Raw genomic sequence first — 13,920 nt, forward strand, 5'->3', positions numbered from 1 at the left:
TCGTATTAGAAAGTAAGTTCATTTGCATATATGTGCTGCATTTTAGAGCCATTCTATCCTGAAAAGAACAATGCCCGCTATGGCGTGGTGGGGACAATGAGGCTAGACGAGATTTGCGCGTTGTTGGAAGATAAAGCTGACAGCGACAGAATGGAGAAACGGGAGAGCGCTGCGCAGAATGGTGCCTCTGAGCCGAGCCATTGCGGGCGCCTTGCCGTCATCTGGAAGCAGGAACTGCCCAATTCGGAAGAAGCTGCGTGATTGGGGGATTTTTAAGGGGGCGATAGACCCCTTGAATGGCCTTTTCTGGTTACTCTTTTGGCCACGCAAAAGAGGTACTGCCACCTTGCCAAGGCGATTTGGCAGAAAAACCCTCAGTGAACTGAGCAAAAGAATCAAAGTCCACATGATAAAAACAAAAAATAAGGGATCAATCAACCTGGGAGGGACAATCATAACATGAGAGCCATTTTACAGCGTGTCAAGCAAGCATCGGTCGAGATAGACGGAACGACCACCGCCCGGATTGAAGACGGTCTGATGATCCTTCTGGGCGTCTCCACGGAGGATACCGAGCAGCAGGCGCAGACCGTCGCGAATAAAGCGGCGTACCTGCGCATCTTCGATGATGAAAACGGCAACATGAACCGTTCGGTCATGGATGTGGGCGGCAAGGTGCTTCTGGTCAGCAATTTCACCCTTTATGCGAACAGCAGAAAGGGAAGACGGCCGTCCTTCACCGATGCGGCCCGTCCCGAAACAGCGGAAAAGCTGTATGAATATTTTGGAGAGTGCCTGAAGGAAGCGGGCGTACAGGAGGTTCAAACCGGCGTGTTCGGCGCAGATATGAAGGTGTCTATTCTGAACGACGGACCGGTCACCATCATTCTGGACAGCGACGAGCTTTAATGAAGGAGGAAATCATATGGAATTTATCGTGGAGGAAAACCGCATCTATTGCGAACAGGACGGCAAGCTGCTTGCAGAGGTGACCTTTCCGCAGCGGACAGATGGTACCGTAGAGATCAACCACACCTTTGTGGATGATGCCCTGCGCGGCCAGGGAATAGCGGGCCAGCTGATGCAGGGAGCGGCCGACAGCATCCGCAGAAGCGGCAGAAAGGCTGTGCCGACCTGCTCCTATGCAGTGAAATGGTTTGAAAAGCATCCGGATGATGCTGATATCCTCGCCTAGAACATCCACATGACAGGCTTTGTGAAGTTAACATGAAAAACAGTCTTTTGGACCTTTCTCCCCGCCGCAGGTGGGACGGAAAGCCCAAAAGGCTGAAATATTATGAAACAAGCGCCCCTTCAGGACTTTTTCATATGTTAGCTCAACAGTGCCGCATAACAGCAAAGGAGGTAAAAACATGGAAGTGATCCCGTCCAGGGTGCTCAATGAGCTGTATATCTTTCTGGACATTGGATTTTTGGTGTTTCTGGCGCTGGTGCTTCTGTATACCAAGCGCTACGCCGCCGCCATCTTTGGATTTTTAGGCGGCATCCTGTATTTTATCGTCGATTACGGCATCTTTTATCTGGCGCTGGGGACCCGACAGGTGAACGGCGCGGACCCGTTCTGGTTCTTATTGTGGCTGAGCATGAGCTACGGGTTTACCAACTTCGTCTGGATCTGGCTTTGGCTGGACCGCGACGGCCATGCGCTCGAATGGTCGCTGCTGATCACATCAGGGTGGTTTATGACCGCGCTGCTCAGCCAGAACTTCGGCGGCTCATTCCCCGAAGTCTCGATCATGCGCGGAACCGGCAGCTATCACGGTGTGATGGCGCTGATCCTGTTTGTCGGATACGCCCTGCTCTGCGTCTACAATATCCGCGTGAAGGATCAAAAAAAGAAGATCAACATCCCGTGGATTCTGGCAATCGGCATCCTTGTGCAGTTTGCCTGGGAGCTGATCCTGCTGATCACCGGCATCCGCGCACAGGGTATCATGCCGCTGATTGTAAATTCCCTGTTGGAAACCAATCTCGGCCTGCCGTATATCTATCTGATTCACCGCGCGGTGACCAGGCGCCGAAACGAAGATCTGTCGAGCGTCATTTCCAAAGCGCAATAAGCATAATCAAATGATACGGAGACAAAAAACGGGCGCTTCCCAGAAGGGAAGCGCCCGTTTTTACCGTCTACTCTTCATCGAATAAATCTTCAAGCTGTGTGGAAACCAGCTCGCCGACCGCCTTGGTATCGCCGGTCATCGCCGCGATCACGCCCTTATACGCAAGGATCGGGTCGTTCAGGAACCGGCGGCGGATGCGCTGCGCGGATTCCTCATCCGGGACATAGAGCGTCACCCGCATCAGGTCGGCGCCGTTGTCCGGGATGGCGCAGGTGATGGTGTAGCCGTTCTCCACCTGTTCAATTTCAACGGTGTTTTCCTCCTCGCGCCGCTTGAGGGTTAAAAGCTTGTGCATCGATTTGACCGCCTTTTCACGTACGGTCAGCGGCAGGGAATCACCGAAGGTTTTTGCCGTTTCGATACCGAGATCACAGACCGCATAGTATTCGTCGAAGCCTATGATCTTTTCCACCCGGATATGGCCGGACTTTAACAGGGATTCCAACGCGCCGGCATATTCGAAGTAGTTGACAAGCCCTTCCTTCATAAAAACCTCGGACATCTGTTTCTTGGACAGAGGCTGTCCGATTTTAAGGATCAAATAACAAATCAAAAAACGGATTTCATATTCCGTCGTGAGTCCGCCGGGGATGACCCCGCCGGTAAATGCATGCTGTTCCATGTTGATCACCTGTATATCCTGTAAATTGCCGTTTTTAAAACAGCGTTTTTTGTGTCGTGAATAGGCGTTAGAACCACAACATTTATATTTTACAACATCCGGCCTGAAAAGAAAAGTCATTTCGGGCTGTTAACTTTTAAAATTTTCTGCCGAATGAAAGGCGGCTCTGTAGAAAGCTGAAAAACGCGACGCGGACAAACCGCATCGCGTTCGATTTTATGCGTGGATAAACAGCACGCCCAGCGTGTTGATGCCGCAGTGGGTGGAAACCGTGCATCCGGCGCGGGTGATATGGACTTCTTTAAACAGTCCGGTGTCCAATACCTGCCGGCGGATGGTTTCGGCGTGCGTCATATCCTCCAGTCCGGAATGGGTGACGAATGCGCGGGTTGGTTCGACCTGTACATCCCGAAGGCGGTCGTCACAATACTGCTGGAATACACTTAACAGCTTGCCGCGGTACTTCTTTCCAACGATCATGCCGCCGTCCTTGACCTCGATGCAGGGCTTGATGCGCAGCAGGTTGGCGCCGAGCTTGGTAGCCGACGAGCATCGGCCGCCCTTGCACATGTATTCGAGCGTGTCCAGAATAAAGCTGGCATCCACCTTCGGCGTGATGTCCGCGAGCTTCTCTACAATTTCCTGAGCGCTGGCGCCGTTTCTGGCCATATCGGATGCATACAGCACCTGCAGGCCGATGCCGGTGGACAGATTCCGCGAATCGATCGGATGGATGTGTCCCAGCTCCTTGGCAGCCATACAGGCATTCTGATGGGTGGTGGAGAATCCAGAGCTGATCGAGAAATGCACGATCTCATTTTCGCCGGGATGCAGCGCGGCGAAGAAATCCAGATAATCCCCAGGCGGAATCGCCGAGGTCTTTGGAATGGTCTTGTTTTTCTTGTAGTTCTCATAGATATCGTCAGGCGTTATATCCACGCCGTCGCGGTAAAAATGGTCGTTCAGGTTGATATAAAGCGGCAGCGTTATGATCTGATGCTGCTCCAGCAGTTCCGGTGAAAGGTCACAGGTGCTGTCCGAAGTGATGATGACGTTTCCCATTTGCAAAACTCCTTTTGGATTGAGTCGGATGCTGGCCATCCGCTGTTTTGGTTGCACGTTCATATGGAATGTGGGCAATTCCATCATGTCTCATGTCATTATAGCATGGAGCTTTTCAAAATTCAATCACAAAAAATCCATTTTTCAGGGGATGATGCCGACATGTCAGAAAAGTTGCGGAAATGCCTTGCAAAAAGGACGATTTTGGTTTACAATAGAGACAGTGCTCCGCGCATGGGATTGATTCCATGCAAGGACAATATTTCGTATATACCTGACCGGAAGGCGTTTCACTCTGACTGGGAGGGGCAATCGTATGAAGATCAAGTTGCTGCGAGTGCGCCCTTTTTGTTGAGGAAACAAAAAGGGCGCTTTTTATGTTAGAAAGGAGAGATACGGCATTGGAAAAACGAATCGGTGTCATCGGCATCTTTCTGACCGATTTCAGTTTAGCGGAAAAGGTCAACGAACTGCTGCATGAGTCCCGGCAGATCATCATCGGCCGTATGGGGATTCCATGTAAGGACAAAGGCGTGATGGTGATCTCGCTGATTGTGGACGGTACAACCGATGAGATCAGCACACTGACCGGCAGGCTTGGCCGGATTGGAGGCGTATCGGTAAAATCGGCGCTGTCCGGCCATACCGGCGGCGTGGCGGTCAAACAGCAGAACTGATTGAATTGGAAAACAGGTATGCAGCAGAGGCAAGGAGCTGCTGCCGTTCTTTTGCCGGCGGATGCGGACATCCGCGGAATATGCGGCCGCGTTTTTTAGAAATGCAGATGTTGACGTGGATATTATGGAGAACCCATTTTCATGTGTCAGGCAAGCGTGCTTATCCTGTGCGCGGAAGCAAGGATTTTATAAAACGATAGGAATGGTGAAGTAGATGGAAGAATGCCTTCTGATTGACCGGATCGCGGCCGGGGACCGGGAAGCCTGTCTGCAGATGGACCGGATACTGGCAAGCGAGGAGGACCAGACGCTCCAATATCTGTTTGAGAAGGCTGATGAGGTCTGTCAAGGAAGCTTTGGCAGCGCCGTGCAGATCCGCGCGATCATCGAATTTTCGAACCACTGCCGATGCGCCTGCGCCTACTGCGGCCTGCAGAGACAGAACCGGTCGGTGCGCCGTTACCGGATGTCCGAGGAGGAGATCCTGGAAACGGTGGGCGACGTGGCGAAGGCGGGCTACCGGACGGTCATCCTGCAGAGCGGAGAGGACCTCTTCTATACCAAAGAGCGGATGGGGGAGATCATCCGGGAAATCAAAGCGCGATATCACATCGCGCTGACCCTGAGCTGCGGCGAACGCGATTATGAGGATTACCGGTATTGGCGGGAATGCGGCGCGGACCGCTACCTGATCAAGCACGAAACCTCCGATGAGACGCTTTACAACCGCATGCATCCGCACAGCACACTGAAACAGCGCCTGCAGTGTCAGGACTGGCTGCGACAGCTCGGCTATGAGATGGGCAGCGGATTCATGATCGGCCTGCCCGGGCAGACGCTGCGGACGCTCAGGGACGACATCCTGCTCTTGAAGAGGATGGGCGTTACAATGGCGGGCATCGGGCCGTTCATCGCGCATGATGAGACCGCGCTGCGCGGCAGCGAGGGCGGGTCGGCACAGCTCACCCTAAAGGTGCTGGCCCTCGCGCGCCTGGTGCTTCCAAAGGTGCATCTGCCGTCCACGACGGCGCTGAATGTCAAGGGCGGCATGCGCGACGCGCTCAGCTGCGGCGCGAACGTCATCATGCAGAAGGCGACGCCGCCGAAATACCGCGCGCTTTACGACATCTATCCCGGACGGGACTGCAAAGACCAGCCGCTGAAACAACAGCGGGATGAATTGATTGAGAATCTGAGGAAACTGCACAAGACCGGCGTGTAAGCCGTAACCACGATCATACCGGCTTATATACTGCAGGTTGGCGGGGGAGCCGATAGAGATAGAATTGACTGGAAAGGATATGTTTTGTATGTATGATGTAAAATCCAAGCTGGCGGCGGAGTTTATCGATCACGATGAGGTGGAGAAAACCCTTGCCGAGGCAAAAGAAAAGGTGCGGGATAAGGCCTATGTACAGAGCCTGATCGACAAGGCGGCGCAGTATCAGGGGCTTACCCACAAGGAAGCGGCGGTGCTGACCTTTGTCGAGGACAAAGAGTTGCTGGAGGAGATGTTCCGGGTCGCCAAACAGATCAAAAACCACATTTACGGCAAGCGCATCGTGATGTTCGCGCCGCTGTATGTTTCGGATTACTGCGTCAACGAATGCGTCTACTGCGGCTACCATCACAGCGCCTGTATGGGCCGCAAACGCCTGAGCAAAGAGGAACTGATCGAAGAGGTCAAGATTCTTGAGAGCATGGGACACAAGCGTCTGGCGGTCGAAGCCGGCGAGGACCCGGAAAACTGCCCGCTCGACTACATCATCGAGTGCCTGGAGACGATCTACAGCATCAAGAAGGATAAGGGTTCGATCCGCCGCGCGAATGTCAACATCGCGGCGACCACCGTGGAGGAGTACAAGCGCTTGAAGGAAGCCGGCATCGGCACCTACATCCTGTTCCAGGAGACCTATCACAAGCCGACCTATGAAAAGATGCACCCGAAGGGCCCGAAGCACAACTACGAATGGCACACCACAGCGCATGACCGCGCGATGGAAGGCGGCATCGACGACGTCGGCTTCGGTGTGCTGTACGGACTCTATGACTGGCATTATGAGATCGTCTCGACCTTCCTGCATGTCGAGCATATGGAAGCTGTCTTCGGCGTCGGACCGCACACGATTTCAGTGCCGCGCATCAACCCGGCTCCCGGAGTCGACCGCGAGATGTTCCCGCATCTGGTCTGCAACGACGACTTTAAAAAGATCGTTTCGATCATCCGCCTGGCCGTGCCGTATACCGGCATGATCATCAGCACCCGCGAGGAGCCGAAATTCCGCGAGGAGGTCGTTGAGCTCGGCATTTCGCAGGTCAGCTCCGGCTCCTGCACCGGCGTCGGCGGCTATGCGGATTCGCTGAAGAAGGGCTGCGGCTGCGGGCAGAAGCCGCAGTTCCAGGTGTCGGATGAGCGCACCCCGATTGAGATCACGAAGGATTTGATCCGCCACGGCTACATTCCAAGCTTCTGTACGGCCTGCTACCGAGAGGGACGCACCGGCGACCGGTTCATGAGCTTTGCCAAGACCGGCCAGATTTCGAACTTCTGCCAGGCCAACGCGCTGCTGACCCTCAAGGAGTATTCGACCGACTACGGGGATGAGGAGTTCAAGCAGCTGACGGAGAACCTTCTCAGGACCGAGACCGAGACCATCCCGAACGAAAAGGTCCGGGAAAAGACCAAGGAATATTATAAGCGCATTGAAGCCGGCGAACGGGATTTCAGATGGTAACATACCCGATCGAAGGCTGATATATCAGAAGATATAGAACGCGGTCCGGCAGCATTCTAAACTGCCGGACCGCGCCGGCGGAACATCGGCATTGTCTGCGGTGCATATGGAAAGACCGGCTAGTCAAACTCCGCGCCGCCGGTGTCGATATGCAGGGCATCATCCGCGCTGCATACGGGAAGGCCGATTTATGAAACTCCGTTCCGTCGATGTTGATATGCAGGGCGTTATCCGCGCCGCATACGGTAAGACCGGCGGCACAGAGGAGCCGAGTTCCACAAAAAGATGAGATTTCATGGAGTAGGTGAAACGCATGGTATCCAGTTTAAACGATACGCCGCGCGGCGAAAGGCTGCATATCGCGGTGTTCGGCCGGACCAATTCCGGTAAATCCACACTGATCAACACCCTGACCGGACAGAACCTGTCGGTGGTCTCCGATGTTGCGGGCACCACGACCGACCCGGTCTACAAATCGATGGAGCTGCTGCCGCTCGGCCCGATTGTGCTCATCGACACGGCGGGGCTCGACGATGAGAGCGATATCGGACATCTGCGCACGAAGAAGACGCTCGATGTGATGGACCGCACCGATCTGGCGGTTCTTGTGGTGCGTTCGGACAGCCGGACCCTCCAGCGGGAACGGGAATACCTCGAGAAACTGCGGGAGAAGGACATCCCGGTTGTCTGCGTGATCAATGAGATCAAGGGGCAAGAGGAGACTTCGCTCGATTTCGGCGGCCTGCCGGTCATCCGGATGGATGCGCAGGACCCGTCGAAGGTCGATGAGCTCAAAGCGCTGATGGTGAAAAACGCCCGTCTGGATTTGGAAGAACACTCGCTGACCGGCAATCTGGTCAAAAAGGGGGATGTGGTGGTGCTCGTCGCGCCGCAGGACATCCAGGCCCCGAAGGGCAGGCTGATCCTGCCGCAGGTGCAGACCATCCGCGACCTGCTGGACAACGGCTGTAAGGTCATGACCATCAAGACCGATGATCTCACAGAGACGCTTGGGCTTTTGAACAGGAAGCCCGCGCTGGTCATCACCGATTCCCAGATGTTTAAGAAGGTGTACCAAACGCTGCCGGACGGCATCCCGCTGACCTCGTTTTCCATCCTGATGTCCAAGGCCAAAGGCGACGTGCGCGCGTTCGTCGACGGGGCGAAGCATATCAGCGAACTGAAGCCCGGCGATACGGTGCTGATTGCGGAATCCTGCACCCATCACGCCATGAAGGGGGATATCGCCCGGGAAAAGCTGCCGGGCTGGCTGGAACAGTATGCCGGCGGGAAGCTGCGTTTCACATACTCGTCCGGGCATGGGTTCCCGGACGACCTGGAGGACTGCAAGCTGATCATCCATTGCGGCGGATGCATGATCAACCAGCGCAATATGCTCAGCAAAATCTCTTATGCGAAGAAGCGGGACATCCCGATCACCAATTTCGGCGTGGCCATCGCGTTCCTGAACGATATCCTGGACAAGGTCGTCTATTGACCGGTCCTATGAAACCTCCTGATTTTATGGCTGGGGACTTTTCAAATCGTTATCATTGTGCTATGATAAAGACGACAGAAGATGACCGCCCTCAGGCGGGAGGTTTTGATGTGTGCGGAAGGCTTTACGGCCTTGAAGGATCGGACCGAAACGCATCTTTCTTCACAGGATGCGTGGATCCGCCGGGATACATACGTTGGGAACGTCGTCTGCACATGGAATGAGAAAGAAAAGGAGAAGGACCCATGATTCGCCCTTTTTGTATGGAAGACACCGATGCCGTCATGGATATCTGGCTGTCGGTTAACAAGGCTGCCCACAGCTTCATCGAGGAGTCTTACTGGACAGAGAATTTTCAGGCTGTCGAGCAGACATTCCTGCCGCGTTCGGAAACCTATGTTTTTGAGGAGGACGGACAGGTGCGGGGATTTGTCAGCATCCTTCCCAAATGGTTTGTCGGCGCGCTGTTCGTGTCGCTGGAAAGCCAGGGGAAGGGCATCGGCACCGCGCTGCTGGAATTCTGCAAGCAGCGGTATGAACGCCTTTCTCTGGGCGTCTTTAAAGAGAACGCCGCTTCAGTCGGATTCTATCACAAATGCGGCTTTGATATCGTCCTCGAACGGGAAAGCGACTGTCCGCCCCACATGGAATACCTCATGGAGTGGGTCAGGGACGGAGAACACAGGATATATCCGGTCCATCCCGCCCAGCAGTAGCCGGGCAGGACGGGTCTGAGGAGAACATGCTTTCATGGGAAAGCGTGTTCTCCTTTTTTGATGGCAGAACTTTTGACGGTAAAATACACCCGCCGAAATGGGAAGCCGTCTGGCAGAAATATATTTTAAATGTCATGATCTATCCAACAACGGGTGGGTAATAGAATTTCTCTCCACGATTGAGAGAATTCATCTTTTAGAAGATCGGATAAAAAAGCTTGTAAAAAATTAAAAATATGTACATGTTGTCAACTTTCCTGCTCCTGCATTTTATGATAAGTTTAACGTAACACCGCATGAAAAAACAATACAGGAGGAGACGTTATGAATCAATGCAAACGACTGCTCACAGAGGTCGGGAAGTCCTTTGTGGGTAAGGATGAGGTTGCGCTCAAGGTGCTTTTGACCATCCTTGCGGGCGGCCACATTCTGCTGGAGGATATTCCGGGCGTCGGCAAAACAACGCTGGCCCTTGCGTTTTCGAACGCGATGGCGCTTCAATACAAACGCATTCAGTTCACGCCGGATGTCCTGCCCTCGGACATCACCGGCTTTTCCATATATCGCAAGGAAACCGGAAAGATGGAATACCAGCCGGGCGCGGCTGTCTGCAACCTGCTGCTGGCAGATGAGATCAACCGCGCGTCCAGCCGCACGCAGTCCGCGCTGCTGGAAACGATGGAGGAGGGCAGCGTTACGGTGGACGGCATCACGCATATGCTCCCGCAGCCCTTCACGGTCATCGCGACCCAGAATCCGGCGGGTTCCGCCGGCACGCAGCTGCTTCCGAACTCCCAGCTAGACCGCTTTATGATGTGTTTTTCCATCGGGTATCCCCAGCCCGCGCAGGAGATTGAGATGCTGCGCCGCAAGCATGGAAACAGCGAGATGGAGCCTGTGCGGCGCGTAATAGATGCCGAGACGCTACTTGCCATGCGCGAGGAGGTGTCTCAGGTGTTCATTCACGATGAAATCTATGACTATATCATCCGCATTGCCTGCGCGACCCGCGAGCATCCGCTGATTGAGCAGGGCATCAGCCCCCGCTGCTCGGTCGCGCTGGCCGCGCTGTCGCAGGCCGCCGCCTGGGTGCAGGGCCGGGATTACGTGGTTCCTGCGGATTTACAGTATATTCTTCCGGACAGCACGGCGCACCGCATCCTGCTGACATCGCAGGCGCGCCTGCAGGGGGAGGAGGCCCGCCATGTCATGCTCGACGTCCTCAAGCAGGTCCCCGTGCCCAAGCTGAGGGCGGTCCGATGATTCGCTATCGTGTCTTTTACGCCGTTCTGCTGCTGGCGGCCACGGCGTTTTATATCTTTGATACCGGCTACCTGTCCTGGTTCCTTCTGATCGTCGAACTGCTGTATCTGCCGCTGCAGCTGCTGTTGAGCCTGATTATCTGGAAAGGGATCGAGCTTCAGCTAAGTCCCGGCTGTTCCGAGGTGGACAAGGGGGAAGAATTGACGCTGATCGCATCCTACCGCTCCAGACTGCCGGTCAGCCGCGTGACCATGCAGGTCCGGTTTGAGAACCAGATGACAGGGGAGTGTCAGGAACAAAAGCTGCGGTTCCGCAATGGCGCGCAGGAACAGGCGGTCAAAACACAGTTCCTCTGCGGGCACTGCGGAATGGTCCGATGCAGTGTTCCGCGCGCGCGGATGGTGGATCTGGCGGGCATCTTTACCCTGAAGGTTGCCGTGCCCGCGCCAGTCTGCTTCCAGATTCTTACGAAGGAGAAGCCGTTTGCCGAAAACCTCGAAGGGATCGTGCAGGCGGACGCTTCGGAGGGGATGGCCATAAAAGCCGGCAAGGACGGGGAAAAAAGCACCGTGCGCGAATACCAGATCGGCGACAGCGTGCGGGACATCCACTGGAAGCTGACCTCCAAGCTGCAGAAGCCGATGGTGCGCGAGGCGGAGATGAGCTTCGACCCGTCGGTGCTGGTCGCCTTCGATTTCAGCGGCCCGCCCGAACGGATGGATCTGATACTGGGCAGGCTGCGCGGATTGACGTCGGCGCTGCTGGAATGCGCCTATGGCTGCATGCTGGTCTGGTATGATGTGCGGTCCGCTTCCCTGGTCAAGGAGCCTGTGGAGAGCAGGGAGGACTTTGCCGAAGCCCTGCGGCGCATCTGTTCGACCCGCCTGCCCGAACAGGCTGAGGATATCCGTTCCCTGCTCAGACGGTCCGACGAGCCGGAAACCGATTTTCTGTTCGTCGTCGGCCCCGACCGGGTCGACATCCCCGGCGAGATGGGGGGTGGCGCGCTGTGACAGACACCGTTTACCGTCCATGGCTGCGTTTTGCCGGCGGCGCGCTGATCCTGATGACCGGCGTTTACGGCATCCTGATCTGCCTGATCAACAGCTTTTCATTTCTGGAACCCAGCGCGAAGGACCTGCTGCAGTTCGCGCCGTTTATGGTCCTGCTGTTCGCCGGCATCTTTGCGCTGCCGAAGTACCGCGGATACGCCGTACTCGGATCGCTGGTCATCTGGGACGGCTTGGCGTTTTTGTTTCGTGAGCCGCTTTATTATGGGGCGATCCATGCGGCGGAAGGCGTTTCCACGGAATTGTCAAGGGTTTCCCCGTGGTTCAGATCTTATACGTCGGCCCATCCGATGCTGGGGCAGGAGGGATGCCCCATCTTTCTGCTGTTTGCACTGTTCCTGATCGTGGCGCTGCTTGCCTGGGCGGTGCTGAAGGCGAAGAGCATCCTGCTCACGCTGCTGCCCACCCTCCCGGTTCTGGGCGTCTCGATTGCGCTGAACGGCGTGCCCGGCATGCTGGAAACGGTGCTGATCCTCGGATTCTGGATCACCGTGCTGATGCTGGGCCGGGCCGGAAGACGGTCTTCGGAGGGAACGGCAAAAATCGGGATGCTGGCCCTGCCTGCATCCCTGCTGTTTGTTCTCATAATGGCGCTGCTGCTGCCATCGGACAGTTATTCTCCAAACGCGCAGGTCATGAACCTGCGCAATAGGCTGACAGGCGCCGGCACAAATGGCTGGCAGATGAACTCTCCGGGATTTGTGGATCTTGCCGGCCAGAGCGAGTGGAACCCGACCGGGAAACCGGTTCTACGGGTGAAAACCGACGGCCCGAACCGGATTTACCTGCGCGGCGGGTCAGGAGAGGTGTATACCGGAACCTCCTGGGAGCCGCTGCCGGAAACGATCTATGAACAGTTGGACCTGGATTTCCAGCCCCTGCTGTACGCGGAGCTCAGCTTGGATGCGTACAGGGATCAGACGCTCGATAAGAGCAGCATCACCGTCCGCAATGTCGGGGCGGACCAGCTGGTGGCCTACACGCCGTACAACATGTATGCGGCCGATGGCTTTGAGAAGGGATTCTACAAGGACAGCGCGCTGCGCAACAGCATCGGCGCGAGCGAATACACCCTTCGTTTTGTCCCCAGAGCCAGTTATGCGGAAGGAAATCCCATTCCACTGGATGAGGACACGGATCGGTATCTGGAATTTGTAAAGGAACACTATACGCAGCTGCCTGAGAATTTAAAAAAGAGGCTCAAGGAATACATCTGGAGCAAATTTCAGATGGTGGAAAACGACAATCCGTATATGTGGCTGTCGATGGCTCAAGCTATCGTTGCAAAGATTCATTCCGACGGAACCTATACGAGGACGCCGGGACCGACGCCAGAAGGACGCGATTTTGTGGATTATTTCCTGTTTGAAAGCCATCAGGGATATTGTGTCCACTTTGCGAGCGCCGCGACGGCGGTGCTGCGCGCGGCCGGCATTCCGGCGCGGTTTGTGCAGGGCTACACGGTACATCGGGACAATTTCGGCGACGACGGCTGGGCCGAGATCACCGACGAGCAGGCCCATGCCTGGACCGAAATCTGGCTTCCGCAGATCGGCTGGTATCCACTGGACCCAACGCCGGGCGGCATCTACGGAGGGCGGGGAGAGAGCGGGAACGAATCCGCAGCATCCCATGAACAAAGCGCCGTTTCGTCAGAGGACAGCGACGTGTCTTCGCAGCCGTCCTCTTCCATCGACTCGCGCGGGCCAGTGCCCAGGGAGGATGCAAGCTGGCTGCTGTGGCTGGTCTTTATCGTGCTGTTTGCCGCCATTGCGGTGGTGCTCACCCATCTGATATCCCGCATCCTGCGTACACGGCGGTTTGCACAGCCGGATACCGATCGCGCCGCGCTTGCGGTCTATACCTATCTGGAGCATCTGGAACGTTTCGGTTACCGCGTCAGCGAGCAGGCGATGCGGCTTGCCAACAAAGCGAAGTTCAGTCAATACCAGCTGACCGAGGAGGAACGGCAGGCGCTTGTGAAGGAAGCGGAAGCTGCTTCTGAATCGACGGGAGCGCATATCGGCGCATGGTGGAAAAAAGCGTGGTTTTGGCTGTTATATCGATAGTATGAGAGATGGGGACAGGTGTTTTCAGCCTGTCCCCTCAGTCTTGTCTGCGTATGTGGGAATCGGA

General features: G+C 55.6%; 13 protein-coding genes. 11 read left to right on the forward strand and 2 right to left on the reverse strand.

Annotated elements, in window-relative coordinates:
* Positions 1 to 459: 459 nt before the first annotated feature.
* The 3 genes from dtd (at position 460) to BN348_RS05180 (ending at position 2,081) form a co-directional block, all read left to right on the forward strand.
* Complete coding sequence (dtd, locus tag BN348_RS05170; RefSeq protein ID WP_040196703.1) at positions 460 to 909, forward strand: D-aminoacyl-tRNA deacylase; 450 nt, start codon at positions 460 to 462, stop codon at positions 907 to 909.
* Between the two features lie 16 nt (positions 910 to 925).
* Positions 926 to 1,195, forward strand: coding sequence for a GNAT family N-acetyltransferase (locus BN348_RS05175; RefSeq protein WP_040196704.1), 270 nt, complete (start codon positions 926 to 928; stop codon positions 1,193 to 1,195).
* A gap of 178 nt (positions 1,196 to 1,373) precedes the next feature.
* Positions 1,374 to 2,081: a hypothetical protein gene (locus tag BN348_RS05180; protein WP_040196705.1), complete on the forward strand. Its 708-nt coding sequence runs from the start codon at positions 1,374 to 1,376 to the stop codon at positions 2,079 to 2,081.
* Positions 2,082 to 2,148: 67 nt separating this feature from the next.
* Here the strand turns inward: BN348_RS05180 and BN348_RS05185 are convergent, their stop codons facing one another.
* Positions 2,149 to 2,763 (reverse strand): DUF4364 family protein, encoded by a 615-nt coding sequence (locus BN348_RS05185; RefSeq protein WP_197068284.1) that lies wholly within the window; start codon positions 2,761 to 2,763, stop codon positions 2,149 to 2,151.
* Positions 2,764 to 2,979: 216 nt separating this feature from the next.
* Positions 2,980 to 3,825 (reverse strand): DegV family protein, encoded by an 846-nt coding sequence (locus BN348_RS05190; protein WP_040196707.1) that lies wholly within the window; start codon positions 3,823 to 3,825, stop codon positions 2,980 to 2,982.
* 401 nt (positions 3,826 to 4,226) lie between these two features.
* On the opposite strand from BN348_RS05190, the gene BN348_RS05200 reads away from it, so the two are divergent.
* The 8 genes from BN348_RS05200 (at position 4,227) to BN348_RS05235 (ending at position 13,853) form a co-directional block, all read left to right on the forward strand.
* Positions 4,227 to 4,502 carry a TM1266 family iron-only hydrogenase system putative regulator gene (locus BN348_RS05200; RefSeq protein WP_052446730.1) on the forward strand — a complete coding sequence of 92 codons (276 nt, stop codon included), beginning with the start codon at positions 4,227 to 4,229 and terminating at the stop codon, positions 4,500 to 4,502.
* Positions 4,503 to 4,716: 214 nt separating this feature from the next.
* Complete coding sequence (gene hydE, locus BN348_RS05205; RefSeq protein WP_040196709.1) at positions 4,717 to 5,724, forward strand: [FeFe] hydrogenase H-cluster radical SAM maturase HydE; 1,008 nt, start codon at positions 4,717 to 4,719, stop codon at positions 5,722 to 5,724.
* 88 nt (positions 5,725 to 5,812) lie between these two features.
* Positions 5,813 to 7,237, forward strand: coding sequence for a [FeFe] hydrogenase H-cluster radical SAM maturase HydG (gene hydG, locus BN348_RS05210; RefSeq protein ID WP_040196711.1), 1,425 nt, complete (start codon positions 5,813 to 5,815; stop codon positions 7,235 to 7,237).
* 313 nt (positions 7,238 to 7,550) lie between these two features.
* A complete protein-coding gene (gene hydF, locus BN348_RS05215) occupies positions 7,551 to 8,735 on the forward strand; it encodes a [FeFe] hydrogenase H-cluster maturation GTPase HydF (protein WP_040196712.1) in 1,185 nt (394 codons plus the stop codon).
* A gap of 245 nt (positions 8,736 to 8,980) precedes the next feature.
* Positions 8,981 to 9,451, forward strand: a complete 471-nt coding sequence (locus tag BN348_RS05220) for an N-acetyltransferase (protein ID WP_082020807.1) — start codon at positions 8,981 to 8,983, stop codon at positions 9,449 to 9,451.
* Positions 9,452 to 9,775: 324 nt separating this feature from the next.
* Positions 9,776 to 10,714 carry an AAA family ATPase gene (locus BN348_RS05225; protein WP_040196714.1) on the forward strand — a complete coding sequence of 313 codons (939 nt, stop codon included), beginning with the start codon at positions 9,776 to 9,778 and terminating at the stop codon, positions 10,712 to 10,714.
* Positions 10,711 to 11,727, forward strand: coding sequence for a DUF58 domain-containing protein (locus tag BN348_RS05230; RefSeq protein WP_040196715.1), 1,017 nt, complete (start codon positions 10,711 to 10,713; stop codon positions 11,725 to 11,727). The genes BN348_RS05225 and BN348_RS05230 overlap by 4 nt, the downstream gene beginning before the upstream one ends.
* On the forward strand, positions 11,724 to 13,853 hold the full coding sequence (locus BN348_RS05235) for a transglutaminase TgpA family protein (RefSeq protein ID WP_040196716.1): 2,130 nt from the start codon (positions 11,724 to 11,726) through the stop codon (positions 13,851 to 13,853). The genes BN348_RS05230 and BN348_RS05235 overlap by 4 nt, the downstream gene beginning before the upstream one ends.
* Positions 13,854 to 13,920: the final 67 nt, after the last annotated feature.

Origin of the sequence: Candidatus Soleaferrea massiliensis AP7 (assembly GCF_000820765.1) — a bacterium.
Lineage (GTDB): Bacteria > Bacillota > Clostridia > Oscillospirales > Ruminococcaceae > Soleaferrea > Soleaferrea massiliensis.